26 protein-coding genes are annotated in these 26,043 nt (G+C 32.6%); 21 read left to right on the forward strand and 5 right to left on the reverse strand.

The window, feature by feature from the left end:
• Positions 1-11: 11 nt before the first annotated feature.
• The 9 genes from NNL09_RS07325 to sufD all read left to right on the forward strand — a co-directional run bounded on the left by NNL09_RS07325 (position 12) and on the right by sufD (position 8,162).
• Positions 12-1,379, forward strand: a complete 1,368-nt coding sequence (locus NNL09_RS07325; protein ID WP_254514217.1) for a hypothetical protein — start codon at positions 12-14, stop codon at positions 1,377-1,379.
• Positions 1,380-1,384: 5 nt separating this feature from the next.
• Positions 1,385-2,152, forward strand: coding sequence for an MbnP family protein (locus NNL09_RS07330; RefSeq protein WP_025666179.1), 768 nt, complete (start codon positions 1,385-1,387; stop codon positions 2,150-2,152).
• 9 nt (positions 2,153-2,161) lie between these two features.
• A complete protein-coding gene (locus NNL09_RS07335) occupies positions 2,162-3,205 on the forward strand; it encodes a cytochrome-c peroxidase (protein ID WP_081748284.1) in 1,044 nt (347 codons plus the stop codon).
• Between the two features lie 132 nt (positions 3,206-3,337).
• Positions 3,338-3,667 carry an iron-sulfur cluster assembly accessory protein gene (locus tag NNL09_RS07340; RefSeq protein ID WP_025666177.1) on the forward strand — a complete coding sequence of 110 codons (330 nt, stop codon included), beginning with the start codon at positions 3,338-3,340 and terminating at the stop codon, positions 3,665-3,667.
• Between the two features lie 40 nt (positions 3,668-3,707).
• The gene (gene sufB / locus NNL09_RS07345) at positions 3,708-5,153 is read left to right on the forward strand and encodes a Fe-S cluster assembly protein SufB (protein ID WP_025666176.1); all 1,446 of its coding nucleotides are present in this window, start codon (positions 3,708-3,710) and stop codon (positions 5,151-5,153) included.
• A gap of 25 nt (positions 5,154-5,178) precedes the next feature.
• Positions 5,179-5,568, forward strand: coding sequence for a hypothetical protein (locus NNL09_RS07350; RefSeq protein WP_025666175.1), 390 nt, complete (start codon positions 5,179-5,181; stop codon positions 5,566-5,568).
• Between the two features lie 39 nt (positions 5,569-5,607).
• Positions 5,608-6,360 carry a Fe-S cluster assembly ATPase SufC gene (sufC, locus tag NNL09_RS07355; RefSeq protein ID WP_025666174.1) on the forward strand — a complete coding sequence of 251 codons (753 nt, stop codon included), beginning with the start codon at positions 5,608-5,610 and terminating at the stop codon, positions 6,358-6,360.
• A gap of 44 nt (positions 6,361-6,404) precedes the next feature.
• Positions 6,405-6,782 carry a four helix bundle protein gene (locus NNL09_RS07360; protein ID WP_196911642.1) on the forward strand — a complete coding sequence of 126 codons (378 nt, stop codon included), beginning with the start codon at positions 6,405-6,407 and terminating at the stop codon, positions 6,780-6,782.
• 66 nt (positions 6,783-6,848) lie between these two features.
• On the forward strand, positions 6,849-8,162 hold the full coding sequence (gene sufD / locus NNL09_RS07365) for a Fe-S cluster assembly protein SufD (RefSeq protein WP_196911641.1): 1,314 nt from the start codon (positions 6,849-6,851) through the stop codon (positions 8,160-8,162).
• Between the two features lie 73 nt (positions 8,163-8,235).
• Here sufD and NNL09_RS07370 read toward each other — a convergent pair whose 3' ends face one another.
• The gene (locus NNL09_RS07370; protein WP_025666172.1) at positions 8,236-9,588 is read right to left on the reverse strand and encodes a serine hydrolase; all 1,353 of its coding nucleotides are present in this window, start codon (positions 9,586-9,588) and stop codon (positions 8,236-8,238) included.
• A 78-nt stretch (positions 9,589-9,666) separates the two neighbouring features.
• On the opposite strand from NNL09_RS07370, the gene NNL09_RS07375 reads away from it, so the two are divergent.
• From NNL09_RS07375 to NNL09_RS07420, 10 genes are all read left to right on the forward strand, one after another.
• Positions 9,667-10,881, forward strand: coding sequence for an aminotransferase class V-fold PLP-dependent enzyme (locus tag NNL09_RS07375; protein ID WP_196911640.1), 1,215 nt, complete (start codon positions 9,667-9,669; stop codon positions 10,879-10,881).
• A 73-nt stretch (positions 10,882-10,954) separates the two neighbouring features.
• Positions 10,955-11,665: a DUF4377 domain-containing protein gene (locus NNL09_RS07380; RefSeq protein WP_025666170.1), complete on the forward strand. Its 711-nt coding sequence runs from the start codon at positions 10,955-10,957 to the stop codon at positions 11,663-11,665.
• A gap of 40 nt (positions 11,666-11,705) precedes the next feature.
• Positions 11,706-12,128 (forward strand): SufE family protein, encoded by a 423-nt coding sequence (locus tag NNL09_RS07385; protein WP_025666169.1) that lies wholly within the window; start codon positions 11,706-11,708, stop codon positions 12,126-12,128.
• Positions 12,129-12,178: 50 nt separating this feature from the next.
• Complete coding sequence (locus NNL09_RS07390; RefSeq protein WP_025666168.1) at positions 12,179-12,505, forward strand: SUF system Fe-S cluster assembly protein; 327 nt, start codon at positions 12,179-12,181, stop codon at positions 12,503-12,505.
• A gap of 52 nt (positions 12,506-12,557) precedes the next feature.
• Positions 12,558-12,995 (forward strand): PaaI family thioesterase, encoded by a 438-nt coding sequence (locus NNL09_RS07395; protein WP_025666167.1) that lies wholly within the window; start codon positions 12,558-12,560, stop codon positions 12,993-12,995.
• 324 nt (positions 12,996-13,319) lie between these two features.
• A complete protein-coding gene (locus tag NNL09_RS07400; RefSeq protein ID WP_196911639.1) occupies positions 13,320-14,522 on the forward strand; it encodes a histidine kinase in 1,203 nt (400 codons plus the stop codon).
• Between the two features lie 275 nt (positions 14,523-14,797).
• Entirely contained in the window at positions 14,798-14,962 is a 165-nt protein-coding gene (locus NNL09_RS07405; protein ID WP_196911638.1) for a hypothetical protein, read from the forward strand.
• A 14-nt stretch (positions 14,963-14,976) separates the two neighbouring features.
• Positions 14,977-15,735, forward strand: coding sequence for a LytTR family DNA-binding domain-containing protein (locus tag NNL09_RS07410; RefSeq protein WP_025666165.1), 759 nt, complete (start codon positions 14,977-14,979; stop codon positions 15,733-15,735).
• A gap of 141 nt (positions 15,736-15,876) precedes the next feature.
• Entirely contained in the window at positions 15,877-16,386 is a 510-nt protein-coding gene (locus NNL09_RS07415) for a DUF2480 family protein (RefSeq protein ID WP_025666164.1), read from the forward strand.
• 184 nt (positions 16,387-16,570) lie between these two features.
• Complete coding sequence (locus NNL09_RS07420; RefSeq protein ID WP_196911637.1) at positions 16,571-17,524, forward strand: DUF3078 domain-containing protein; 954 nt, start codon at positions 16,571-16,573, stop codon at positions 17,522-17,524.
• An 80-nt stretch (positions 17,525-17,604) separates the two neighbouring features.
• On the opposite strand, the gene NNL09_RS07425 is transcribed toward NNL09_RS07420, so the two are convergent.
• Positions 17,605-18,048, reverse strand: a complete 444-nt coding sequence (locus NNL09_RS07425; protein WP_025666162.1) for an N-acetyltransferase — start codon at positions 18,046-18,048, stop codon at positions 17,605-17,607.
• Between the two features lie 143 nt (positions 18,049-18,191).
• Positions 18,192-21,452, reverse strand: a complete 3,261-nt coding sequence (locus NNL09_RS07430) for a S41 family peptidase (RefSeq protein WP_196911636.1) — start codon at positions 21,450-21,452, stop codon at positions 18,192-18,194.
• Positions 21,453-21,825: 373 nt separating this feature from the next.
• On the opposite strand from NNL09_RS07430, the gene NNL09_RS07435 reads away from it, so the two are divergent.
• Positions 21,826-22,851, forward strand: coding sequence for a DUF3078 domain-containing protein (locus NNL09_RS07435; RefSeq protein ID WP_025666160.1), 1,026 nt, complete (start codon positions 21,826-21,828; stop codon positions 22,849-22,851).
• 2 nt (positions 22,852-22,853) lie between these two features.
• Here the strand turns inward: NNL09_RS07435 and hflX are convergent, their stop codons facing one another.
• Entirely contained in the window at positions 22,854-24,062 is a 1,209-nt protein-coding gene (gene hflX, locus NNL09_RS07440; protein ID WP_025666159.1) for a GTPase HflX, read from the reverse strand.
• A 122-nt stretch (positions 24,063-24,184) separates the two neighbouring features.
• Between hflX and NNL09_RS07445 the strand changes: the two genes are divergently transcribed.
• Entirely contained in the window at positions 24,185-25,168 is a 984-nt protein-coding gene (locus tag NNL09_RS07445; RefSeq protein WP_196911635.1) for an endonuclease, read from the forward strand.
• A gap of 47 nt (positions 25,169-25,215) precedes the next feature.
• Here NNL09_RS07445 and NNL09_RS07450 read toward each other — a convergent pair whose 3' ends face one another.
• On the reverse strand, positions 25,216-25,953 hold the full coding sequence (locus NNL09_RS07450; protein ID WP_196911634.1) for a hypothetical protein: 738 nt from the start codon (positions 25,951-25,953) through the stop codon (positions 25,216-25,218).
• Positions 25,954-26,043 lie beyond the last annotated feature (90 nt).

Here is a 26,043-nt window from a genome sequence, read left to right on the forward strand (position 1 = left end):
TATACTAACAAATGAACCGCTCTAAATTCTTATTCAATATACTTATCATCTGTATTACAACATTAACTTTGATTGCTTGTGGTAGCGATGATGAAGATAATGTGACACCCGTTCCTCCTTTAGAAGGATTTTTAGGTGAAATAGACTGGGTAAAAACGTTTGGAGGAAGTAATGAAGATAATGCCCTATCAGTAGTCGAAACTACTGATGGGGGTTATGCAATAGCCGGATATACCCAAAGCATTGACGGAGATATTACCGATAAAACCGCTCCTGATAGTGACTATTGGTTACTTAAAATAACCAAAGAAGGAGAAATTTCATGGAGTAAAACTTATGGAGGTTCTGGAGATGAAAGAGGAGAAAAAATCATTCAAACTACAGATGGTGGATATGCATTGGTAGGATATAGCAGAAGTGCAGATGAAGATGTAAGTACAAATGCCGGATTACAAGATTATTGGATTGTAAAAACAGATGCCTCTGGAGGTATTCAATGGGAAAAAAGTTTTGGGTTTCCTGGAATAGACAGAGCCTTTTCTGTTGTACAAACTCGTGATGGCGGGTATTTCATTACAGGTTTTCTAGATGTAACCGCTAGTGGTGGAGAAGGCAATGACAACAAAAGTGGTTTTTCAAAACATGGAGTTGGAGAATTCTGGGGTATCAAACTTAATTCTGCTGGAGAAAAAGAGTGGCGGCGTTTTTTTGGCGGCACCAATAATGATCGTAGTAGTTACGATGTGGTACAAACTCAAGACGACGGCTTTATAATGATCGGTTCATCAGAAAGTGTTGATTTTGATATTACTAATAGTAAAGGAAGTTATGATTTTTGGGCTGTAAAAATTAATAAAGAAGGTACCAAGTTATGGCAAAAATCATTTGGCGGATCAGAAATTGACGTAGGATATGCCATTGCAGCTACTGGTGATGGAAAATTTCTTATTGTAGGAGACTCCAGAAGTGCAGATGGTGATATTTCTAGTGCCAACGGAAATGCCGATCTTTGGTTGATACAAATTGATGGTAATGGTAATCTACTTTGGGAAAAATCATTGGGCGGCACAGCCTTTGATACCGGTAGAGCTATTGCCAAAATGCAAAACGGTGGTTTTGTTATTACAGGTAACTCTAGAAGTAATGATATTGATGTTGCACAAAACAAAGGACAAAGTGATGTCTGGAGCATGATCATAACTACTAATGGAGAAGTTCAATGGAAACTAACTAGTGGCGGTAGCCAAGCAGAATTTGGAGAAGGCTGCATAGAAACAAGCGACAAAAAAGTAATTGTTGTAGGCAACTCTGAAAGTAACGACTTTGATATCCCCGCCAATAAGGGATCTAAGGACGTACTAATAATTAAATATAAATAAACACAATGAAAAACATCATATATATCCTCATAGCAACATTAGTAATTGTATCCTCCTGTAAAAATGATGATGACGGAGCAACAAATACTTTCGGAAATGCTATCCTTGATTTTAAAAACACAATCAATAATAATGGCATCGAATTAACTACTGATTCCTATACCAACGCAAGTAATGAAGTCTATACCATTTCAGAATTAAAATATATTATAAGCAATATTGTTTTAATTAAAGCTAATGGCCAAGAATTTGTATATCCTGTAGATCGAAGTTATTTCTTAATTAACGAAGAAGTTTTAGAAAGCAAAAAAGTGAGCCTTGCCGATATTAGTGCAGGAGAATATACTAAAATCAAGTTTGGTTTTGGGGTCGACCAATCAAAATATCCACTTAACGGAATGGCGAACTTTATTCCTACAGCAGAAGAAAGCGGAATGTTATGGAGTTGGTCTGCTGGATATAAATTCCTTAAATTTGAAGGAACATATACCGTAAATGGTGGCGCTAATATGGATTTTTTAATTCATGTTGGAAGCCATGGTACTACTTTAGACAATTATAAGGAAATCACAATCGAATTACCCAGCACATTAACTATTGAAGAATCAAAATCACCAGAAATAGCAATTAATGTAGATATTGCAAAGATATTTGATGGTACAAATACACATTCACTAGAAGTAAAAAATAGTATTCAGGTAGATGCAGAGTTTGCGCCAAAAATTGCAGAAAATATAAGCGCTATGTTTACTGCAACTAGCGTATCTAATTAAAGTAATATTTTGAAATTATTATCATATATAGCAATTATCCTTATCGGAACTGCATGTAGCTCTGATAAGGATAACTATGTTCCTATAGAAAATGCAAAACTAGAATTTACTGTACCCTCAAACTTTCCCGACCCTACCTATAATATAGCACTTAATCCTCCTACCGAAAAAGGTTTCGAATTAGGAAAAAAGTTGTTTTATGATGGTCGTCTAGCCTCTGATGGTGTAATTTCTTGTGGTTTTTGTCATATTCAGGATTTTGCATTTACCCATCATACACATATTGTAAGCCATGGTGTAGGCGGTGCCTTAGGAACTCGTAATGCACAGCCATTACACAATATGGCTTTTATGAAAGAGTTCACATGGGACGGAGCTGCAATGCACCTGGATCTTCAGCCTATTATACCCATCACTGCAGAAGTAGAAATGAATGAAACTTTTAATAGTATTCTTAAAAAGCTAGAAGAGCAACCAGAATATGTAAAATTATTTGCAGAAGCATTCGAAGATCAAAAAATAAATTCTGATAATATGCTCAAAGCAATTTCTCAATTTATGATTATGATGATTTCTGCAAACACCAAATACGACAAAATTGAAAGAAATGAAGGCTCTGTTTTTACAGCAGCAGAAGCTACTGGTTTCGAACTCTTTAAAGCTAAATGCGCTTCTTGTCATAAAGGTACATTATTTACGGATCAATCGTATCGTAATAATGGACTACCCATTGATCCTCAATACAATGACATAGGAAGAAAACGTGTTACAGGATTAACCGAGGATATGCAAAAATTTAAAGTTCCTAGTTTAAGAAATATTGAACTTACTTTTCCGTACATGCATGATGGTCGATTAAAAACTTTAGATGATGTTTTAAATCATTATAGTGATGGTGTGGTAGATTCTGAAACTTTAGATCCAATGTTTAAAAATCAAAATGGAACCTTGGGAATCCCAATGACAACTGAAGAAAAACAGCAAATTATCGCTTTTTTAAAAACACTTACAGATGATGATTATGTAAATGACACTCGTTTTTCAGAATTCTAAAGTATTTTTCTATAGACCATTATAACTTTTACCTATTCTAATATATAACAGATATATGTTAGGTTTTGTGTATAAAATCTACTTATGTAGTATATTTGCATTTCATTTAGAATTAATCTATATTATAAAAGTATGATTAAGGTATCAGACATAGCAAAAAATAAGGTCATCGAGTTGATGAGTGAGGATGGATATAATGCAGTTACCGATTATGTGCGTGTAGGTGTAAAAAGTGGGGGGTGCTCTGGTTTATCATATGATTTAAAGTTTGATAAAGCACAACAGGAAGGAGATAAAGTATTTGAAGATAATGGTGTAAAAATCATTGTAGATAAAAAAAGTTTTCTCTATTTAATTGGTACAACTCTAGAATATTCTGGTGGTTTAAATGGTACCGGTTTTGTGTTTAATAATCCGAATGCCAGTAGAACATGTGGCTGTGGAGAAAGTTTTTCCCTTTAATCTATAAAAAAAGTCCTGAATTAATTCTAGGATAAAGAAAATGGCGTATACTGAAGACGACTTAAAAAAAGAACTAGAGACCAAAGAGTACGAGTATGGATTTTATACCGATATAGAATCTGATACTTTTCCTGTTGGTCTTAATGAAGATATAGTTCGTGCAATCTCTAAGAAAAAAGAAGAACCCGAATGGATGACAGAATGGAGGCTTGAAGCTTTTCGAGCATGGGAACAGATGGAAGAACCCGAATGGGCAAATGTTACTTATGAAAAGCCTGATTTTCAGAATATTTCTTACTATTCTGCACCAAACAAAAAGCCTAAATACAATAGTATTGATGAGGTAGATCCAGAATTACTCGATACTTTTAAAAGACTTGGGATTTCATTAGACGAACAAAAGAAATTAGCAGGAGTAGCTGTGGATATAGTAATGGATTCTGTATCAGTAGCTACGACGTTTAAAGAAACCCTTGCAGAAAAAGGAATTATATTTTGTTCTATTTCTGAAGCTATTCAAGAACATCCAGAGTTAGTTAAAAAATATATCGGAGCTGTGGTTCCTCAAAAGGATAATTTTTATGCTGCTTTAAACTCTGCTGTTTTTAGCGATGGTTCGTTCTGCTATATTCCTAAAGGTGTTCGTTGTCCAATGGAACTATCTACCTATTTTAGAATCAATCAGGCAGGTACGGGACAGTTCGAGCGAACTTTAGTAGTGGCAGATCAAGGGAGTTATGTAAGTTATCTAGAAGGATGTACTGCTCCTTCTCGTGATGAAAATCAGTTGCATGCCGCTGTTGTTGAATTAATAGCATTGGATGATGCAGAAATAAAATATTCTACAGTACAAAACTGGTATCCCGGAAATGCTGAAGGAAAAGGAGGAGTTTATAATTTTGTGACCAAAAGAGGAATTTGTGAAAACAACGCTAAAATTTCTTGGACACAAGTAGAAACAGGATCAGCAATTACCTGGAAATACCCTTCTTGTATCCTAAAAGGTGATAACTCTGTAGGAGAATTTTATTCTATTGCAGTAACCAATAATTTTCAGCAAGCAGATACTGGCACAAAAATGATACACTTAGGCAAAAACACCAAAAGTACTATCATTTCTAAGGGTATTTCTGCAGGGAAGTCCCAAAATAGTTATCGAGGATTAGTGCAAATAAGTAGTAGAGCGACCAATGCGCGTAATTTTTCGCAATGTGATTCATTATTGATGGGCAATGAATGTGGCGCACATACGTTTCCTTATATAGAAACTAAAAACAAAACCGCTCAAATAGAACATGAAGCAACTACAAGCAAAATAGGAGAAGATCAGATTTTTTATTGTAACCAACGAGGAATCGATACAGAAAAAGCAATCGCTTTAATCGTTAATGGTTTTAGTAAAGAAGTATTGAATAAGCTACCTATGGAGTTTGCAGTAGAAGCTCAAAAACTTCTGGAGATTTCTTTAGAAGGTTCTGTAGGCTAATTGTAAAACCATCAAATCTACATTAATGAAAAAAACATGTATTTTAATTGCACTAAGTCTTATTCTTTTTTCCTGCAAATCCGAAAACAAAAATGAAGAACCTAATTTAATTCGTGGCGAATTTATTCTTATAGATGATGCAGCAGTCTTAAAAGGTAATGATTTTATATATGGTGTGATAATTAATGATGTCACTCTAGAACTCGCTAAAAAAGTAGAACCTCTGCAAAGAGAAGAATATGACATGGTTCCTGTAGTAGTAAAGGGAATCATAAAACCCAATCCAGAACAAGGATGGGAAGAAATAGTAGAAATAAAAGAAATTATCGGGGTAAGTGCGCCAACTTCAGAGTTGCCCACTAAAATTAAATCTTCTGAAGAAGATAAAAACTCTGATCCAGAAAAAGAAAAATAAATAAATTATATCTCAAAAGAGATAAAAGTTTTATATAACATGTTAGAGATAAAGGATTTACACGCAAGTGTCGAAGGGAAAGAAATTTTAAAAGGTCTTAACCTAAATGTAAAAGCAGGAGAAATACACGCAATTATGGGTCCTAACGGTGCTGGAAAAAGTACATTAGCCAGTATCGTTGCGGGTAAAGAAGAATATGAAGTTACCAAGGGAGGAATTCTTTTGGAAGGAGAAGATATTGAGGAACTTGCAGCAGAAGAAAGGGCTCATAAAGGAGTTTTTCTGTCGTTTCAATATCCAGTAGAAATTCCTGGTGTAACGGTAACTAATTTTATGAAAACCGCCATAAATGAAACACGAAAAGCACAAGGTCTTGAAGAAATGCCTGCCAAAGACATGCTTAAAAAAATTCGTGAAAAATCTGAATTATTAGAAATCGATCGCAAATTCTTATCCCGTTCTCTTAACGAAGGATTCTCGGGTGGTGAGAAAAAACGTAATGAAATCTTTCAGATGGCAATGATGGAACCTAAATTGGCAATCCTTGACGAAACAGATTCTGGACTTGATATAGATGCTCTACGTATTGTAGCCAATGGAGTGAATAAACTAAAAAGTGAAGACAATGCTATTGTAGTAATTACTCACTATCAACGTTTGCTAGACTATATAGTTCCAGATTTTGTACATGTATTATATGACGGTAAAATCGTGAAATCTGGTACCAAAGAATTAGCTTTAGAACTAGAAGAAAAAGGATACGATTGGATTAAAGAAGAAATAAACGCTTAATTGTTAGTTTGGTTTGTTGTTTAAAGTTTCAAATTAGCTAAAATATGGCAACTATAAAAAGATTTGAAGATTTAGAAATTTGGCAAGAAGCCAGAAGATTGTGCAAAGAAATTATTCTTTTATCAAAAACAACTGGTTTAGAAAATGATTATAAACTAAAAGATCAAATTAAAGGTTCTTCTGGCGCTGTAATGGATAACATCGCTGAAGGTTTTGAACGAGACGGAAATATAGAATTTAGACAATCCCTCTCTATAGCCAAAGCCTCTTCGGGAGAAACAAGATCTCAATTATATAGAATTTTCGATTCAGGATATATTGAAGAAAAAACATTAAAGATATTAGTTAATGACTATGAAACTTTGAGCAAAAGAATTGCTGGTTTTATTAGTTATTTAAATAAAAAGAGTCTAGAGGTGTAAAGAATAAGAATCCCGACCTTAAAACTCGAAACAGTTTCGTAAAAGAAACAAAACTTGAAACTAAATATGGAATTGAAAGATAAGTTGGTATCTTCTTTTTTGGCCTTTGAAAATACGGTAGATGTTGACACAGCTGTTCATGATATCAGAAGTCAGGCTATTAAAACTTTTGAAGAAAAAGGATTTCCTACCAAAAAAGAAGAAGCGTGGAAATATACCTCTCTAAATACTGTGCTAAAACATGATTACAGTATTTTTCCAAAAGAAGAAAATGCTTTAGATTTTAAGGATATAAAAAAGTACTTCCTTCATGATTTGGATACATATAAAATTGTATTTATTGATGGTAAGTATTCGTCTCATTTATCTGAAACGACTCATGATAAAATCGATGTATGTTTAATGTCATCAGCACTAACTAATGAAAAATATCGATTAATCATTGAAAACTATTTTAACAAAGTAGCTCCTAAAGATGGGCTTACTTCTTTAAATACAGCTTTTTCCAGAGAAGGAGCTTATATCTATATTCCAAAAAATAAGCTAGCTGATAAACCTATACAGATTATACACTTTTCTACAGGAAATGAAGCTGCACAGATGTTACAACCTCGTAACTTGATTGTTGTTGGAGAAAATTCTCATGTGCAAATCATTGAGCGCCATCAGAGTTTAACAGATAACCCTGTTCTTACAAATGCTGTAACCGAAATTTTTGCAGATAAAAGAGCAATCGTTGATTACTATAAAATCCAGAATGATAATCAAAATGCTTCATTGATTGACAATACATATATCGAACAGCATGCGCAAAGCGTAGCATCGGTACATACTTTTGCTTTTGGTGGAAATATCACCAGAAATAACCTTAATTTTTATCAAAAAGGAGAAGGGATTGACTCTATTCTTAATGGTATAACAATTATTGAAGGAAAACAGCATGTAGATCACAATACCTTGGTACATCATACAGAACCAAATTGTGAAAGTCATCAGGATTATAAAGGAATTTTTGGAGAAAAAGCCACAGGGGTTTTTAATGGAAAAATCATTGTCAATAAAGAAGCACAAAAAACAAATGCTTTTCAGTCTAATAACAATATCTTGTTAAGTGATAAGGCAACCATCAATTCTAAACCACAATTAGAAATTTTTGCAGATGACGTAAAATGTTCACATGGTTGTACTATTGGGCAATTAGATGATAATGCATTATTCTATATGAAATCCAGAGGTATCGGAGAAAAAGAAGCTAGGGCTTTATTAATGTATGCATTTGCAAACAATGTATTGTCTAGTGTAAAAATACCTCAACTAAAAAGTAGAATTAATAAACTAATCGCTACTAAGCTTGGTGTAAACATTGGTTTTGATTTGTAAAACAACTGTTTCAGCAACAAACAAAAACACTAAAGCCAAATCTTCTACGATTTGGCTTTAGTGTTTTTTATTTCTACTCTATCGAGTCAACCATATTCTTTAAAAACGTATTAAAATCTACTCCCGCATCTCCAATGAGTCCAAATCGTACAATAACCAAATCTTTAGAAGGAATAATAAACACCCGTTGTCCCTGAAATCCATTTGCAGAAAACATATCCCTTGGAGCATCTGGATAAAACCCTCCTGCATTTAACCAAAAATGCCCTCCATAATCTCCTTCAGATGTAGGACTTGGTGTAGTCACATAATCCACCCATGAAGGTTCAAAAACCTGCTCTCCGTTCCAATTCCCTTTATGCAGATATAACAATCCAAATTTACCCCAATCCCTTACTGTTGCCCAAGCATAAGAAGAGCCTACGTAATTACCTGTCATATCAGTTTCTATAAGCATAGAATTCATTCCTATTTTATCAATAAACTCTCGATATGGATAATCAAGATACTCCTGATAGCTTTTGAACTGTTTTCTCAAAATCCCGGATAACAAATTAGACACACCAGAAGAATAATACCAGTATTCATTGGGTTTGTAAATCGCTTTTTTATGAATTTGGGCAATTGTCATGTCTCTATCTACATATAGCATTTTTGTAACATCAGAAATAGAGCCATAATCCTCATCCCATTCTAACCCACAATTCATTTGTAACAGATTATTAATTGTTATCTCTTTTCTTTTATCATTTTGCCATTCAGATACCGGGGCTTTATCATGTATGTTAATAGCTCCTTGTTTTTGTAACACTCCGTAAACCGTAGAGAGAATACTTTTGGTCATAGACCACCCCAGCAACTTAGAATCTTTATCTAATCCATCTATATACTTCTCGGCAATAATCTGATCTTTATAAAGTACAAGAACAGCTCTTGTTTTCTTTATATACTCCCCATTCGAATCAAAAATTGAAGCAACAGTTCTATTTATTTTATCATAATCTACCGTTTTAAAAACTGTGTCTTTTTGTTCTAATTCGCCATATGGATATGACTGTCCTGTTTCTGTTTTAGTTCTATGCGGTATTAAAACAGGTGTGTTTTCATCAAAATCATCGTCAATGAGAACACTCCCTAATCCTTCTCTATAAATCGCTTTTCTCTCTTTAAGTCCAAAAACAGAGGCAACAGATGTTTTGTTTTTCAAATTTACCTCATCATCTGCCAGATCAACCGGTGCAAAATTATTGTCATTTAAATCTGTAAACTCTAAAGTTCTATTGGCAATAAAAACCGATGAATTCATATGCTTTGCAGAATATCCAGTTAGAATTGTAAGTTTTGGGTAATTCAGTACAAATGCAATACAAATTCCTGCAAACAGAATAAGAAATGTAATCCCAATAATTTTTTTAAGTCGTTTCATTATAAAAAGGGTTAAATCATTCTAAAAATAAACAATCCTAATTAGAAATACTTACTACTTTTGCAGAAAGAAATTAATATGCTAGATGTACAGAAAATACGAGACGATTTCCCAATACTTACCAGAGAAGTAAACGGAAAACCTTTGGTATATTTTGATAATGCGGCCACATCTCAAACACCGCAGGTAGTTATAGATGCTATTGTAGATTATTATAGTAGTTACAATGCGAATATTCATCGTGGTGTTCACACCTTATCACAAGAAGCAACAGATGCATACGAAATTGCTCGTAAGAAAATACAAGAGCATTTTGGTGCAAAATACGCTCATGAGATCATTTTAACTTCGGGAACAACTCATAGTATTAATATTATCGCTACCGGCTTTACCTCTCTTCTTTCTAAAGGTGATGAAATTATCGTTTCGGCATTAGAACATCATTCTAATATTGTACCATGGCAAATGTTATGTGAACGTACTGGTGCTATTCTTAAGGTCATCCCAATGAACGAAGATGGTGAATTAGTAATGAATGTATATGATCAATTACTTTCTAATAGCACTAAACTTGTATTTACCAATCATATTTCTAACGCATTAGGAACTATAAATCCTATCGAAGAAATTATTGAAAAGGCGCATCGTGTAGGTGCAGCTGTATTGATCGATGGTGCGCAAGCTTGCCCTCATGTCAAACCAGATGTTAAGGCTTTGGATGTAGATTTTTATGTGGCCTCTGCACACAAACTTTGCGGGCCCACAGGAGTAGGTATGCTTTACGGAAAAGAAGATTGGTTAAACAAACTACCTCCTTATCAAGGTGGTGGTGAAATGATCGAGCAAGTTACTTTTGAAAAAACCACCTATGCCGGTTTACCACATAAATTTGAAGCCGGAACTCCTAATATCTGTGGTGGTATTGCTTTTGGAGTAGCACTTGATTATATGAATAGTATTGGTTTTGACAATATTGCCGCATATGAGAATGAACTTCTTGAATACGGTACACAAAAATTATTAGAAATTGAAAGACTAAAAATTTACGGCACCTCCAAAAACAAAACTTCGGTAATCTCTTTCAATCTAGATAATATACATCCTTATGATGTAGGAACTATTGTGGATAAACTTGGTATTGCAGTACGCACAGGACATCATTGTGCACAGCCTATTATGGATTTTTATAAAATACCAGGAACCGTACGAGCTTCTTTTTCGTTCTATAATACCAAAGAAGAAATTGATGCTTTGGTCGAAGCTGTTAAAAAAGCCAAGATGATGCTCTCATAATTTATTTATAACATTTGGTTTTGTATAACGTTATTTAATTACCATACAACGTGTTAAATAAAACAACCAATCTATGAGCAAGTTTTTTTCATTATTAAGTATCGTTATTTTGTTTTCTTCATGCCAGGAAACCAAACGAGTATTTATAGCAAATACTCTGGTAGATTGTGTTGGTGTTGGTCCTCAAAAATGCATGTTGTATAAAGAAAACCTAAACGATAAATGGACTTATTTTTATGATACAATCGAGGGTTTTAAGTATGAAGATGGATACAATTACGAAATTGAAGTTATCATTACCAAAATAGAAAATCCTCCGGCTGATGGTTCCTCATTACACTATACTCTAGTTAAAATAATATCAAAAGAAAAAAATCAATCTGTAGCTCAAAAAATTCCTGTGAAGTATAAAAAACCCAAGGAAAATATAGTCAATATCGAATATCAGGCACTTTCTAGAGGTTCTTTTTTTCAAATCAAAATCAATAAAGATCGCATTGAAAAAACTACAGATAGAAACTTAAAAAATAGTGATTCAAAAAAATGCTCAAAAAAAGATTGGGACACTATTACTTCACTCCTCGAAACTATAGATCTTGATAAAATAAGTGAGCTAAAAGCACCTACAGAAAAAAGACTCTTTGATGGCGCTGCACATGCACAGCTAAAAATCATTTCTTCTACCAAAACGTTTGTTTCGAATGGTTTTGATCATGGATATCCTCCTCAAGAAATACAAGAATTAGTTAATACTATGCTATCATTGGCAGAAAGTATTGAATAGCAATTATTCTTGTTGTATTTTTGTTGAAAATTTGTACGTAATGACAATACAAGAAATTCAGGAAGAAATTGTTGACGAATTTAGCATGTTTGATGATTGGATGCAACGATATGAATACATGATTGAGTTAGGAAAATCACTACCTCTTATTGAAGAAAAATATAAAACAGACGACAATATCATAAAAGGATGCCAGAGTAAAGTATGGGTACACGCCGAAATGAAAAATGATAAAGTTGAATTTACTGCAGATAGCGATGCCATTATTACCAAAGGTATTATTGCAATATTGATACGTGTTTTTTCTGGGCAACACCCTTCGGCTATTATTGAGGCTGATACCGATTTTATCGATGAAATTGGCTTAAAAGAACATTTATCACCAACACGTGCTAATGGTTTGGTAAGTATGATTAAACAGTTAAAAATGTATGCTATCGCTTATCAAACACAATTGAATTAAATCAATTTCTGTTGTACAATGCTTGTTAAAGCAATATTAAAACTAAAAAAATGAGTGAAACCACTATAGATACAAACGACTTAGGAGAAAAGATTGTAAGAGTACTAAAAACCATTTATGATCCCGAAATTCCGGTTGATATATATGAGCTAGGGCTAATCTATGATGTCTTTGTTAATGAGGACTATGATGTAAAAATCTTAATGACACTTACTTCTCCCAATTGCCCTGTAGCAGAGTCCCTTCCTGAAGAGATTCGAGAAAAAGTAAAGTCTCTAGATGCAGTAAATGATGTAGAAATGGAGCTTACTTTTGATCCGCCATGGTCACAAGATTTAATGAGTGAAGAAGCAAAATTAGAACTGGGTATGCTGTAACTGATACTGCAATCATTTTGGAATAACTTTCTAAAATAAATAAACAAGGAAAATGAATCCTGAACATTATAGCAAATTAGAAAGAATGTATTTGCAGGCCAATATTAATACTGCACTCTATGATACCACCACAGTTAAAATTTCTGAAGGGTTAGCACAAATCGAACTTAAAATTTCGGAGAAGTATTTTCATGCATTGGGAGCAATACATGGTTCTGTCTATTTTAAATTGCTCGATGATGCCGCTTTTTTTGCCGTAAATTCTATTATAAAAGATGTTTTTGTCCTTACTACTTCGTTTAATATTAATCTAATACGACCTGTTGATAAGGGAATAATTACAGCAGTTGGAAAAATAAAATTTAAATCCAGAAATCTATTTGTTGCAGAATCAACACTATACAATAAAGACGGAAAAGAAGTTGCATTTGGAACCGGAAATTTTGCAAAAAGCAAGATAGAGCTTTCAGAAAAAATAGGATATAAATAGCTTCTTTATAAAAAGAAATAAAGCTTTATAATACTACTTCACTTATATACTCATCTTTCTGTGATATACAATCTCGTCTTCATTCATTTACAGATATTTTACTGTTTTTAAAATCTTTTGGTGCTAAAAAGGATTCTGTGCTATGTAATTATCGATAATTCAACCATTGATCAATTACCACTTACTATCTGTCAATTACTGAAACGAATATCTTCAAAAGCATTTTATGTTTGTCCTAAAAACTTGGTTAGTTATGCCAGCTTTTTATCACACAACCTTTTTAACTCTTGTGATATATGAATCAATTTTAAAGCAAACTAGATTATGATCAATCTAAAAAAACACCTTAGTTTAAACCAAGATCAGTTTGAAGATATTTTAGTGTATTTTTCAAAATCACTTTTGGGTAAAAAAAATGAAGAAGCAATTCTTTGGGATCTAGCTAAAAACTGTATTTCTAAATTGGGTTTTATAGATTGTGTTATCTATCTGATAGATCAAAAAAATAAATCATTAGTTCAAAAGGCGGCTTATGGTCCTAAAAACCCTAAAGATTATTTGGTATACAATCCTGTAGAAATCAAATTAGGAGAAGGTATTACAGGAAGTGTTGCTGTTTCTGGAAAAGCCGAAATTATTTATGACACTTCTAAGGATCCTAGATATATTGTCGATGATGAAACGCGTTTATCAGAAATAACAGTGCCCATTGCAACTGATAATGTTATTTATGGAGTTATTGATTGTGAGCATCCTGATAAAGGTTTTTTTACAAATCAACACCTAAAAATGTTGTCTGCTATCGCTTCAATTTGTGCAATAAAAATTAAAAGCGTTAGAGATACTAATGCGCTACTAAAGGAGCAGCAAAACTTGCTACAGCTTAAAGAGGAAATGCTCGATTTAAAATTAAGGGTTTTTAAATCTCAAATGAACCCCCATTTTGTATTTAATGCTCTCAATGCTATTCAATATTTTATTGTTTCAGAAAACAAAAAAACAGCTTTACAGTATTTATCTGTTTTTAGTAAACTTATACGGTTTTATTTAACTCATTTAGAAAAAGAAACCGTTGATTTAACTGAAGAAATTACTATGCTTAATTGGTATCTAACACTTCAAAAACTACGCTATAATAATACATTTGATTATAGTATTTCTTTTAATCAAAAGCCTTCTAAGCATCTAAATGTAAAAATTCCTTCATTTATTTTACAAACTTTATTTGAAAACCTAATAGAGCATGCTATCCATAATCAGCATAAAAATCAAACGATAAATATAATCTTCGAGATAAACCCATCCAATATTATTGTAAACATACATTATAACTATACTACTGAAATTATTGATAAAATCAGATATACACCAGAATATAGAAAACAAATTGTAAAATGCCTTGACCTTATTAGATCTATAAATAGGATTAAAAAGTATAAGATTAAGAAAAAAGTAATCCCTATTCTAAATACCGATAAGAGCATTTTTGGTAATAAAATCACTCTAACTTTCCCAAACATCGAATAAGCTTTATGAGAATAATATACTTTTAATCGGGTGTAGATCAGAAAAATATAAATTTCATTACCGCTTCGTACTCCTCAAAAACAGATCCCAACGAAACATATTGTATAAAAATAGATTTCATAAACTATATGAATGAAATAAAAAAAGAAGAGTATTGGTATGTAAAAGTAGAATGAGAAAAGCTTGATTGTTTCATTTTTCAAAAAAGAAAATTATCTAATTTGCGAAGTGATAGATAATGGTTAGGGAGAAAAGCTTTAAATTCAAGAAATGACATGATAGAAAAAACCAAATCCAGAGGGCAGGAAATGATTTCTGAGCATCTTAAAAAACTAAATAAATCAGGTAATACTATAGAACGTGTACAATTTGTTGATCTGGAAGATGACAATGGCAATCCTATAGGCACAAAGGTTATCATCAAGATACCTGTACTTTAAAATATATTCATAACATGGATTTAAAAGCAGTAATTGTAGAAGATGAAAAACATAGTAGAGAGAATTTAAAACAGTTCTTAGAAGAGTTCTGTACAGATATAACAGTAACAAGCATGGCTACTTCGGTTTCTGAAGCTATTACGATCCTTTCATCTACCAAACCCGATGTTGTTTTTTTAGACATAGAATTACAAACCGGAACTGGTTTTGATGTACTTAACCAAGTATCAAATTTTAATTTTGAAGTTGTTTTTACCACAGCTTTTGATCAATATGCAATTAAAGCAATAAAATTTAGCTCTCTTGATTATTTATTAAAACCTATTGATCTTGAAGAATTACAAAATGCAGTTGAAAAAGTACGGAAGAAAAAAAACCAGGAAATCTACAAAAAACAACTGGAAACTCTAATGCTAAATCTTAAACAACAAAAACCAAAGCTTAATAAAATATGTTTAGCCACTGCCGAAGGTTTTGAGTTTGTAAATATCGACGATATCATATTTTGTAAAGCCAATGGTTCTTACACCTCTTTTGTTATGAAAAATGAATCAAAGTTGCTGGTTAGTAAACACCTAAAAGAATATGAAAGCCTATTACTTGAGCAAGACTTTATGCGTGTACACAATAGCTATTTAATAAACTTAAAAGAGGTCAGGAAATTTGTGAAATCAGATGGCGGCTACATTATAATGAATAATGATATCTCTGTGAGTATTTCCCGCTCAAAAAAAGAGGATTTTCTTAAGGTAATGTCTACTTTTACAAAGTAATAATTTCTTGTTTATTTTTTTGTTACTATTAATCTGGTATTAAAAATAATATCTTAATCATTTTTAGACTTATATCAGGGTTATAACACTCATAAAAGTCGTAAGCTCAAAATTTAAACAAGTAATAAAAATGACTATGTAATGGCCGATGAAATTGTAAATAGAGTTGCTAATAATAAAAACCTCATCACTTTTGATTTAGAAGAGTATTACCCTAAAGGTAACCGTATTCTTTTTGATATTAAAGACTGGCTTTTTGAAGGGTTAATTTTACGCGAAAAAGAGTTTAGAAAACACATTTTAGATCATGACTGGAGTCAATATCAAGACAGCTATATTGCCTTAACTTGTTCTACAGATGCTATTATTCCCGGATGGGCATATCTTTTATTAACAAGTGCATTACAGCCTTTTGCAAAAAAGGTAGCTGTAGGATCTTTAGAAGCCTTGGAAACTATACTTTATGCCGAAATTATAAATACTATTGATATTTCGGCTTATCAAAACAAGCTTATTATTATAAAAGGATGTACAAACAAGCCTGTTCCTAATGGGGCTTATATCGATTTGATTCAAAAATTACAACCCGTTGCCAAGAGTATTATGTATGGAGAAGCATGTTCTTCTGTTCCTCTATACAAAAGGAAATAAACCCTTTTATCTATTAATGTTGTTTTTTATCGAAAAACAATAGCCTGCTAACATACTTTTAAAGCAAAAAACGTTTCTTAAAATATATTTGCCAACATAAAAATTTACACTGGTTATTTGTACAGGATAATAAATTATTTAACCCTTAAAATAACCTGATTAAATTCCTTAAAACTATCATCAAATGAAAAAAACATTGCTTACTGTAGTTCTATTAATTAGCTCTACAATTCTATTTGCACAAGAAGAAACAAAAAAAGACGAAGCTCCTAAAGAAGGATGGACCAAAGGAGGAAACATTAGCCTATTAATAAATCAATCTGCTTTTAATGCAGAATGGCTTGGAGGAGGGACATCTAATGTTGCAGGAAATCTCTCTATATCCTATGATTTTAATTACCGCAAAGGAAAACTCACTTGGGATAATAAAATTCTTGCAGATTACGGACTTACCAAACTTAAAGATCAAGAGTTTATACGCAAAACCAATGATCGCTTAGAGTTAAATTCATTATTGGGTAGACAAATCAAGGAATCATTATGGTACTATTCTTTTTTCTTAAACTTTAGAACACAGTTTGATAAAGGATTTGAATATGGAGAAGAACCTATTCTAGATACAACTACCGGAAATGTTATTGGTACAAGAGAAATCAGAACAGAAACTACTCGTGTTTTTTCTCCAGCTTATTTACAATTAGGCCCAGGCTTATTATGGAAAAAAAGTGATAATCTCAAAGTTAATATCGCTCCTGCAACAGCACGATTTATTTTTGTACATGATATGTTTACAGATGTGGGTAATGATCAGGCAGCAATAGATGCTTTTAACGATGCCGGAGGTTACTTTGGAGTAGAAGCAAACGATACGTTTCGTTTTGAATTTGGTGCTGCACTTAATGGGTATGCTAAATTTGAGATCATGAAGAATGTATCTATGGAAAACATTTTAAATTTGTATTCTAACTACTTAGAAGATCCACAAAATGTAGATATAGATTATACTGCAAACATTGTTATGACGATTAACAAATATTTATCTACTAATCTAACTTTTCAGGCCATCTATGATGATAATGCTGTTGGTGCTTTTCAGATTAGAGAAGTGTTTGGTCTAGGAGTAAATTACGGGTTCTAGAAACAAGAAACTATAGTTATTTAAAAAAGCATCTTTTATTTGATAAAAGATGCTTTTTTTCTTTAGTAAGTCTACTATTTTTATCCTTTATTAGATGCTAATTGCATATGAAACTCATATTTATCCTCATCAACTGTCTTAAAACCCATACGTTCGTATAAATATCTCGCTGGGTTTTCTTTTAATACTTTTAGTACCATATCTTTATTTGAAGCTTTGGCAGTCTCTATTAGGTCTTTAATCACATATTTCCCTATTCCATGACCTTGATATTCGGGTAATACTTGTATTTGTAGTATTTCTATTGCATGTTCTGTTTCAATATATTTCAATACACCTGCTCTTTGATTAGATTTTAATATCACATAAGCATTATCATATTGAAAATCTATTCTGGATAAATGTTCTTCATCTGACAAGAAAATTCCCATTTCCTCTAAGTGTTCGACCATTGTCGCTTTTCTTAATTTAAATAAGAAATCCTTATCCGATTCTTGTGCTTTAATCAATTCTAATTTTTCCATAGCAAATCATATAATACAATATCACGAATATACTTTAATTTATGAAACACATTTTTGATAATACAATACATATCATATAAAAAATAAAAGCGAGAGTAAAGAAAATACTCTCGCTTTGATTATGTATCTCTTTTGCAAGCAAATTACTTAGAACGATCCTCTGCCGCAGGCACTTTATTCTTTGGATTTTTATCACTTTCTTTAAGTGTTTTCAGCACTTCATTGATAGCTCGATCCAGTTGCACATCTATACCTTGAGCATCTTTTCCTGGGTTCTCTGGAACATGGATATCAGGTTCTACACCATGCCCTTCTGCAAACCAGGTTCCATCGGGGTTATACATCCTAAATGTAGGTACTGTTACATATCCACCGTCTATTAATTCTGGTGATCCCGAAATTCCTATTAGTCCTCCCCAGGTTCTTGTACCGATAAGCGGCCCTATTTTTCTTTTCTTAAAATAATCGGGAAAAGCATCACCTCCACTACCACTCCATCCATTGATAAGCATCGCTTTAGGACCATAATGCCCTCTTGGAGGCCAAGCCCAGTCTTTTCCTTCTCTTACTTTGTAATAGCTCAATAATGGTCTGTTTAATAATTCTACAAATCTATCAGGTATTTGTCCTCCATTATTAAATCTTTCATCAATGATTAATCCATCTTTATGATGTTGAGCATAAAACATTCTAACTAATTCTTCTTGCCCATCTATTCCTGTACTTGGTACATAAATATATCCTATTCTTCCTCCAGATTTTTCATCTACATATTTTCGCATTTTTTCAATCCAGGCAAGATTTCTCAGCCTCGCTTCACTTCTTATAGGTTGTACAAGATATTGCTTGCTATTTTTGCCATCAGGAGTTTTGCTAACTGTAATTTCTATTGTTTCATTTGCTTTTCCTTCTAATGCTACATAAGGATCTGCATATTCTGTTAATTCGATTCCATTAATACGTAATATATAATCACCTTCTTCAACTACAACTCCTGGCTTTCTAAGAGGAGATTTAACCTCTGTATCCCAGGGAGCTGGTGTAATGATTTTTTTTATTCTGTATTTTCCCTGGTGTATCTCCCAGTCAACACCCAGATAGCCTGTAGCTTTATTAGAGCTTGATACTACGTCTCCACCACCTCTATATGTATGAGAAGCATTTAGTTCTGCAATTAATGCTCCGGTAATTTTATTTAGGTCATTTCTACTTGCTGCATATTCGATCAATGGCTCATATTTCTTTTTCATAGCTTCCCAATCCAATCCGTGTAGATTTTTATCATAGAAGAAATCTCTTTCTAAACGCCATATATCTGTAAAGATTTGTCTCCATTCTTCTTTTGGGTTAACGGTCATTTCCATTTTAGAAGTGTCTATATGACCTTCTAGTGATTGATCTTTTGCGACTTCTATAATTCCCATTTTTTCTTCGCTAAACACTAAAATATTATTGTTATCAAACGAAAGTTTATAATCATCTACATTTTCAAGGATTGTATTTTCTTCATCTTCTTCAAAATCATAATATTTTAAAACCGATTTTTCGTCTTTTGATCCTGTTCTGGGGTGTTTCAAGAAAATGACTTTACCCTTGGCTGCACTTATTCCTCCTGTATTCCCTAGTTCTACAGGTAAAATAATCATTCTGGATTCTATACCATCAAAATCTATGCGTATTGGTTTTATCTTCTGATCTTCCTTTTCTTCTTCTTTCTTCTTGTCTTTGGTATCCTCTTTCTTATTATCACCTTCATTTATGGATACTTTATCATTTTTTAATTCAATAGGATGTACTGCATCTTTTGTAAGTGGAATGATTCCTATTTTGGTGGCATTAGGGTATGTCCAGCTATTATCATAATCACTATATACCGGATCAAAGGTTCTATTCGTCGTACAATAGATATACTTATTGTCGACAGAAAAAACAGGGCTGCCATCATCATAAAAAGCAGAAGTGATAGTGTGTTTTTTCTTTTTATCTATATCATAAATAATGATATGCTGATTTCCATTTTCATGAGAATTTGCATAAGTAATATATTTACTGTCATTTGACCAACTCACAGAAAAACCAGATAACCCTCCTTGAAACAATTGTATTTCCTGATCTATTTTGGTAATCGTATTGTTAGTAATATTTGCCAGTTTTATATGCATTTTCTGATCTACAAAAATTAACTTTTTACTATCAGGAGACCAAAATAACTGGTATCTAAATCCCGGACCTTGCTTTGAGATTTGTTTCTCTGAATTATTTTTAAGATCTCTCACCATTAATTCATATTCGCCTGTTTTATCACTCCAATATGCAATATATCTTCCATCTGGTGACCAACTGGGATAACGCTCTGCAATGCCACTCGTACGTGTTAGGTTTTTAGTAATCCCATCTTTTTTAGGTACAGAAAAAATATCTCCTCTGGCACCTACAATAATTCTATTGCCATCTGGGGCAATACCAACACTGTGAATGTATTTTTCTGCTTTCTTTACCTGAGGTTTTAATCCAGTAAAATCACCAATAGCACTTATAGATATTTCTTTTGTTGTTTTTGTTGCTACATCTAAAAGATATAATGTTCCTCCAGCTTCAAAAACAATTTCAGATTTTCCTATAGATGGGCGTTCAATATCAAATTCTTTAAAAAATGTAATTTGCTCGTGTTCTTTCGATTGTAAGTTATATTTCCAGATATTGAACTTTTTTGAAGCGTCTTTATCCGAAAGATAATAAAGGTCATCATTATTCCACATGGGTAGTTCATCATTACCATCGTTATTGGTAATGTTTTCAGAAGTTAAGGTTTTAAGGTTAAAAAGATAGATGTCAGACGCCATTCCCCCTCGATACCGTTTCCAGTTTCTGCTTAGCCTTGATTTATCTGTCATAGCAACAAGATCACCGTTTACATGCAGATCTAATTCTTCGACTTTGCTTATCGGTATTCTTATTGGTAATCCTCCATTAACAGATATCTTAAATGCTTTAGAAAAACGTTGTTTACCGCTTTCCATTCTAGAGGTGTAGATTAAAAATTTTCCGTCTTTGGTCCATGCTTTAATATTATCAGACATTCCGTGAGTTGTAATCCGTTTAGGAATACCTCCGGTTACCGGGATTGTATATATATCATGGTTTCCATCATAATTAGCATTAAACGCGATAGTTTTTCCATCTGGAGAAAATTTTCCCATTGTTTCTCGACCGGGCTTAGTTGTTAATCGATGTGCAGTGCCTCCCCGCTTATTTACAATCCATAAATCATCTGCATAAGTAAAACAGATATTAGAATCGGAAACATCGGGATATTGAATCATTTTTGCAGGTAGTTGGCCATAATTTATGTTTGGCAGCCAATACAATAAAAACAGTGTAATAATCTTTGTGAGATTTTTCATGACATAAAAGTTTTTTGATTGATATATGTTGTTTTTACTATGACCTATGAGTATTTAATATGTTACATCAAATTATCTAATTATTTACTTGATTTATTCACGTGTCATGATATCAAAAGTATTCTAAATGACTTTTCTTTTTATATGATTTTGACACATTAACCTACTGTTAACGTTAATATAGTATGTAATTATCAAATAATAAGGGCTTGACTTATCTATGTTAATAGATCAGTAAATGCAAATTAAAACCGGTATAAGACTAATGAGGAAGTAATTTTCTACAAGTTGTTTTTTGATAGAAATATCATTGATTTGAAAAAACTAAAGGCATACCGTATCTTTGTATTCTACCCTTGCAACAAAAGATCAAATGAGTAGATTTTTTTTAGCTATTTTTCTGCTTTTGTTAGTAACAAAAATTTCAGGTCAGGAAAAAGAAAAAACAAAATATCTGGATTCAATTCAAGTTAATTTAAAACGTTCTCTTGATAGTATTTTAAAAAACACCACAAATGACCTAAATATCATAGTTTTAAAACAGAAGCTAAAAGAAATTACTCCCAAAAAACAAAAAAAAGAACATATCGGGTGGAAAGATAAGGCAAACTTTGCCTTGCTTTTTAATCAATCTGCATTTAATTACGACTGGCAAGGTGGAGGAACATCTAACATTGCAGGAAATGTTACGTTAAACTATGAATTTAACTACAAAAAAAATAGTTTAACCTGGGATAATAAAATTATTGCAGATTACGGACTTACTTTTTTAAGAGGAGAAGATTTTCCTCGTAAAACCAATGACAGGATTGAATTTAATACTCGATTAGGGCAAAAAATTGGTCAAGGTTTCTGGAATTATTCTTTGTTTATCAATTTTAGATCTCAATTTGATAAAGGATATAGATTTACCAAAGATCCTGATACAGAAGAGACCATTCGTACAGAAGAAACTCATTTCTTTTCTCCGGCTTTTATACAGATCGGACCAGGATTGTTATGGAAAAAAAGTGATAACCTGCACATAAATATAGCTCCAGTCACATCTCGTATGATATTTGTAGACAAAGAATTTACCAATGTTGCAGATTATGTAGATGGTGATTATTTTGGTGTAGATGCTGGTGAAAGCTCTCGATTTGAGTTTGGTGGATCTCTTGCAGCTTATTCTAAATACACTTTGGCAAAAAATATAACTCTAGAGCAACTCTTAAACCTGTACTCTAACTATATTGAAGATCCGGCCAATGTAGATATTGATTATACACTAAATATTAACTTACTTGTAAACAAATACATTACGGGTAGTTTTGTGTTTCAAGCAATTTATGATGACAATGCTACCAGTGGATTTCAGATACGTGAGGTAATTGGATTAGGGCTTAAATATAAGTTTTAAGCTTATTCTTCGATAATCTCAGGATATAAAAAGTTATTATAAGGGAAACGAGTTACATGTATATTTCGTGTTTCTTTATATACTCGTTTTCTAAAATCATCAATATTCTCTTTCTTGATAGCAGAAATAAATAAGGCATTATCTCCTATTCTACTCATCCAGGTTTGTTTCCATTCTTCTAGAGTATAATGAGCTTTGGTTCTTTCTGTAGTTAAATCATCACTATCTATTGTTTCATGTTGATAAGCATCAATTTTATTAAAAACCATCATAGTAGGTTTATCTCTACAATCAATTTCATCAAGAATTTTATTCACCGATTCGATATGATCTTCGAACTGTGGATGAGAAATATCTACGACATGTAATAATAAATCGGCTTCTCTTACTTCGTCTAATGTACTTTTAAAGCTCTCTACAAGTTGGGTAGGTAGTTTTCTAATAAAACCTACAGTGTCACTAAGTAAAAATGGAAGGTTACCAATAACTACTTTTCTTACTGTAGTATCCAAGGTAGCAAAAAGTTTATTTTCTGCAAAAACCTCACTTTTGGCAATAACATTCATCAATGTAGATTTACCTACATTGGTATATCCTACTAAAGCTACTCTAACCAGTTTTCCACGATTACCGCGCTGTGTTGCCATTTGCTTATCGATGGTAAGCAGTTTCTTTTTAAGCAAAGAAATCCGATCTCTAACAATACGACGATCTGTCTCGATCTCTGTTTCTCCCGGACCTCTCATCCCGATACCCCCACGTTGTCTTTCTAAGTGAGTCCACAATCCTGTTAATCTAGGCAATAAATACTGATACTGTGCTAATTCTACCTGGGTACGGGCATAGCTGGTTTGAGCGCGTTGGGCAAAAATATCAAGGATCAGATTCGTTCGATCTATAATTTTAGCCTTCAGAATACGTTCTATATTACGTAGTTGCCCTGGTGATAATTCATCATCAAAAATGACAGTACCTATATCATGTTGTTCTACATAAATTCGTACGTCCTCCATTTTTCCCGATCCTATAAACGTTTTAGAATTAGGCATATCCATCTTTTGAGTAAATCGTTTTACCACTTCACCTCCAGCTGTATACGTAAGAAATTCTAATTCATCCAAAAACTCTTCGAGCTTCTCTTCATCCTGGTTCTTGGTTATGATTCCTATCAAAACCGTTTTCTCGTATGCTATTTTTTCTCTTTCTAACATTAGCTACCTAATCTTCTATATCTTAATTTATTATATTGTGCTTTTAAACAAATGTACAAAAGTACAACATTTATGTACTCAGGAACCAACATTATAGCTGGTTTCTTATAAAATTAAATGCGATGGCCAATAAATTTTATTTCAGCAAAAAAAACACAAATCACTTTACCATAGCATTTTATAATCTAGAGAATTTATTCGACATCAAAGATGATCCAAAAACCTTAGACAATGATTTCTTGCCTGATTCTGAAAAAAAATGGAATCGGAAACGATATGAAAAAAAAATATTCAAACTTGGTACTGCCATTTCAAATATTGGATTTTCAAAAACAAGAAAAGCTCCTGTTTTGGTTGGTGTTGCAGAAGTAGAAAATAAAACAGTTCTCAAAGACCTTATTAACTCTAAACACTTAAAACAAAAAGAGTACGGTCTTGTGCATTATGATTCTCCAGATGAACGAGGTATTGATGTAGGGTTACTATATCAAAAACAATATTTTGAAGTAAAAAACTCTAAAACTATTACTGTTTTGGTGAATAATGAAATGGGAGAGCGAGATTATACTCGCGATATTCTATGGGTGACCGGTGCTTTAAATCAAGAAGAAGTGCATATCTTAATAAATCATTGGCCATCGAGAAGAGATGGTGCAGAAAGTACAGCTTATAAACGTATTGCGGCAGCAGAAAAAAACCGTGAGATTATTAACCAGATTACTGATCAAAACCCTAATGCGAAAATTATCATTATGGGAGACTTTAATGACGACCCCTCTAGCGAAAGCATAAAAAACTTGGTGCGGCAAGATCTTTTTAATCCAATGGAACGTCTCCTTACCAGATATAGGGGTAGTACCAGCTACAGAAGCCAGTGGAATCTGTTTGACCAAATAATCTTTAGTCATAACTTTCATCAATATGAAAAAGGAAAGCATAGTTTTTCTGATGCAGCTATTTTTGATCCGGATTTTTTAAAAATATATAAAGGTCGGTATAAAGGAACTCCTTTTAGAACCTACGCAAGAGGAAAATATAAAGGAGGATACAGTGATCATTTTCCTGTATCGGTACGATTAAAGCTAAACGAAAAGGCAGAAAAATAATATTATTTTTCTGCCTTTTAATGGCAACTTATCTATTTGATAACGGATTAAAAATCGTATCTCCCTGATTTGTTTGTAGTTTCATGACCATTAGTATCGAAACTATCCCAAAGATTATTCGCACTACTGTCTAACCATAATTTGGGCTGTGAACTCAAACCTGTATAATCCTCGCCCGAAGTAGAAACTATAGCAATCTCTTTTAAGAACCAACCATCTGTTCCTTTTAATCTAATTAAAGCTGAATCAACCTCTATCCAATCAATAGTTAAAGGATTGGGTAAATCCAATTCTAGATAATAGATATCCCAAGAACCTTCTTCTCTATCATTTCCTGGGTTGTCTAATACAATATTATGTTTAGTTATTATTCCTAAATCAGTTAGAAAACTAACATCAAGTCTTACAGATCCATTAGTACCACAATGATTTGAGCCAGAATCTTCATATGTACCTGTTATAGTAGTCACTTTGTAATACCATTTTGTAATCCTACCTGATAAAATTGGTCCCCTTTTACTATGATATTTTGCAATAGCTTCATCAAATTTGATAGAAGCTTCATCTTTACTCACATCTGCTCCAAACTTCATATGCATAATAGGCTTTATTATTGGTTGAGTATCATCTATTATAGTGTTAATATTACCTGTAGTACTCATAAAACCTTCTTTCTCATTAGCATTTATGGCCTCGGCATCTACTGTAGATTTTTCGCAAGAAGCGGTCATCAAAATACATGCTGCTACAAACATGTATTTTTTAAGTTTTATTACTGTTTTCATTTTGCTTTTAAAAGTTTAGTTATAAAATATTTATCTATTATGCAGCAAATGTAAACTCAAGTACCTTATATAATAACTTGTAGTTGATGA

Origin of the sequence: Aquimarina sp. EL_43, assembly GCF_943422735.1 — a bacterium.
GTDB lineage: Bacteria > Bacteroidota > Bacteroidia > Flavobacteriales > Flavobacteriaceae > Aquimarina > Aquimarina megaterium.

What these genes read in the sequence shown, in the direction of transcription:
- NNL09_RS07405 (WP_196911638.1), top strand. Translation starts at nt 14,798, where the DNA reads ATGATAGAAAAAACCAAATCCAGAGGGCAGGAAATGATTTCTGAGCAT.
- NNL09_RS07325 (WP_254514217.1), top strand. Translation starts at nt 12, where the DNA reads ATGAACCGCTCTAAATTCTTATTCAATATACTTATCATCTGTATTACA.
- sufB (WP_025666176.1), top strand. Translation starts at nt 3,708, where the DNA reads ATGGCGTATACTGAAGACGACTTAAAAAAAGAACTAGAGACCAAAGAG.
- NNL09_RS07410 (WP_025666165.1), top strand. Translation starts at nt 14,977, where the DNA reads ATGGATTTAAAAGCAGTAATTGTAGAAGATGAAAAACATAGTAGAGAG.
- NNL09_RS07350 (WP_025666175.1), top strand. Translation starts at nt 5,179, where the DNA reads ATGAAAAAAACATGTATTTTAATTGCACTAAGTCTTATTCTTTTTTCC.
- NNL09_RS07445 (WP_196911635.1), top strand. Translation starts at nt 24,185, where the DNA reads ATGGCCAATAAATTTTATTTCAGCAAAAAAAACACAAATCACTTTACC.
- NNL09_RS07420 (WP_196911637.1), top strand. Translation starts at nt 16,571, where the DNA reads ATGAAAAAAACATTGCTTACTGTAGTTCTATTAATTAGCTCTACAATT.
- sufD (WP_196911641.1), top strand. Translation starts at nt 6,849, where the DNA reads ATGGAATTGAAAGATAAGTTGGTATCTTCTTTTTTGGCCTTTGAAAAT.
- NNL09_RS07430 (WP_196911636.1), bottom strand. Translation starts at nt 21,452, where the DNA reads ATGAAAAATCTCACAAAGATTATTACACTGTTTTTATTGTATTGGCTG.
- NNL09_RS07375 (WP_196911640.1), top strand. Translation starts at nt 9,667, where the DNA reads ATGCTAGATGTACAGAAAATACGAGACGATTTCCCAATACTTACCAGA.
- NNL09_RS07435 (WP_025666160.1), top strand. Translation starts at nt 21,826, where the DNA reads ATGAGTAGATTTTTTTTAGCTATTTTTCTGCTTTTGTTAGTAACAAAA.
- NNL09_RS07415 (WP_025666164.1), top strand. Translation starts at nt 15,877, where the DNA reads ATGGCCGATGAAATTGTAAATAGAGTTGCTAATAATAAAAACCTCATC.
- sufC (WP_025666174.1), top strand. Translation starts at nt 5,608, where the DNA reads ATGTTAGAGATAAAGGATTTACACGCAAGTGTCGAAGGGAAAGAAATT.
- NNL09_RS07380 (WP_025666170.1), top strand. Translation starts at nt 10,955, where the DNA reads ATGAGCAAGTTTTTTTCATTATTAAGTATCGTTATTTTGTTTTCTTCA.
- hflX (WP_025666159.1), bottom strand. Translation starts at nt 24,062, where the DNA reads ATGTTAGAAAGAGAAAAAATAGCATACGAGAAAACGGTTTTGATAGGA.
- NNL09_RS07390 (WP_025666168.1), top strand. Translation starts at nt 12,179, where the DNA reads ATGAGTGAAACCACTATAGATACAAACGACTTAGGAGAAAAGATTGTA.
- NNL09_RS07400 (WP_196911639.1), top strand. Translation starts at nt 13,320, where the DNA reads ATGATCAATCTAAAAAAACACCTTAGTTTAAACCAAGATCAGTTTGAA.
- NNL09_RS07395 (WP_025666167.1), top strand. Translation starts at nt 12,558, where the DNA reads ATGAATCCTGAACATTATAGCAAATTAGAAAGAATGTATTTGCAGGCC.
- NNL09_RS07370 (WP_025666172.1), bottom strand. Translation starts at nt 9,588, where the DNA reads ATGAAACGACTTAAAAAAATTATTGGGATTACATTTCTTATTCTGTTT.
- NNL09_RS07340 (WP_025666177.1), top strand. Translation starts at nt 3,338, where the DNA reads ATGATTAAGGTATCAGACATAGCAAAAAATAAGGTCATCGAGTTGATG.
- NNL09_RS07330 (WP_025666179.1), top strand. Translation starts at nt 1,385, where the DNA reads ATGAAAAACATCATATATATCCTCATAGCAACATTAGTAATTGTATCC.
- NNL09_RS07425 (WP_025666162.1), bottom strand. Translation starts at nt 18,048, where the DNA reads ATGGAAAAATTAGAATTGATTAAAGCACAAGAATCGGATAAGGATTTC.
- NNL09_RS07360 (WP_196911642.1), top strand. Translation starts at nt 6,405, where the DNA reads ATGGCAACTATAAAAAGATTTGAAGATTTAGAAATTTGGCAAGAAGCC.
- NNL09_RS07385 (WP_025666169.1), top strand. Translation starts at nt 11,706, where the DNA reads ATGACAATACAAGAAATTCAGGAAGAAATTGTTGACGAATTTAGCATG.
- NNL09_RS07450 (WP_196911634.1), bottom strand. Translation starts at nt 25,953, where the DNA reads ATGAAAACAGTAATAAAACTTAAAAAATACATGTTTGTAGCAGCATGT.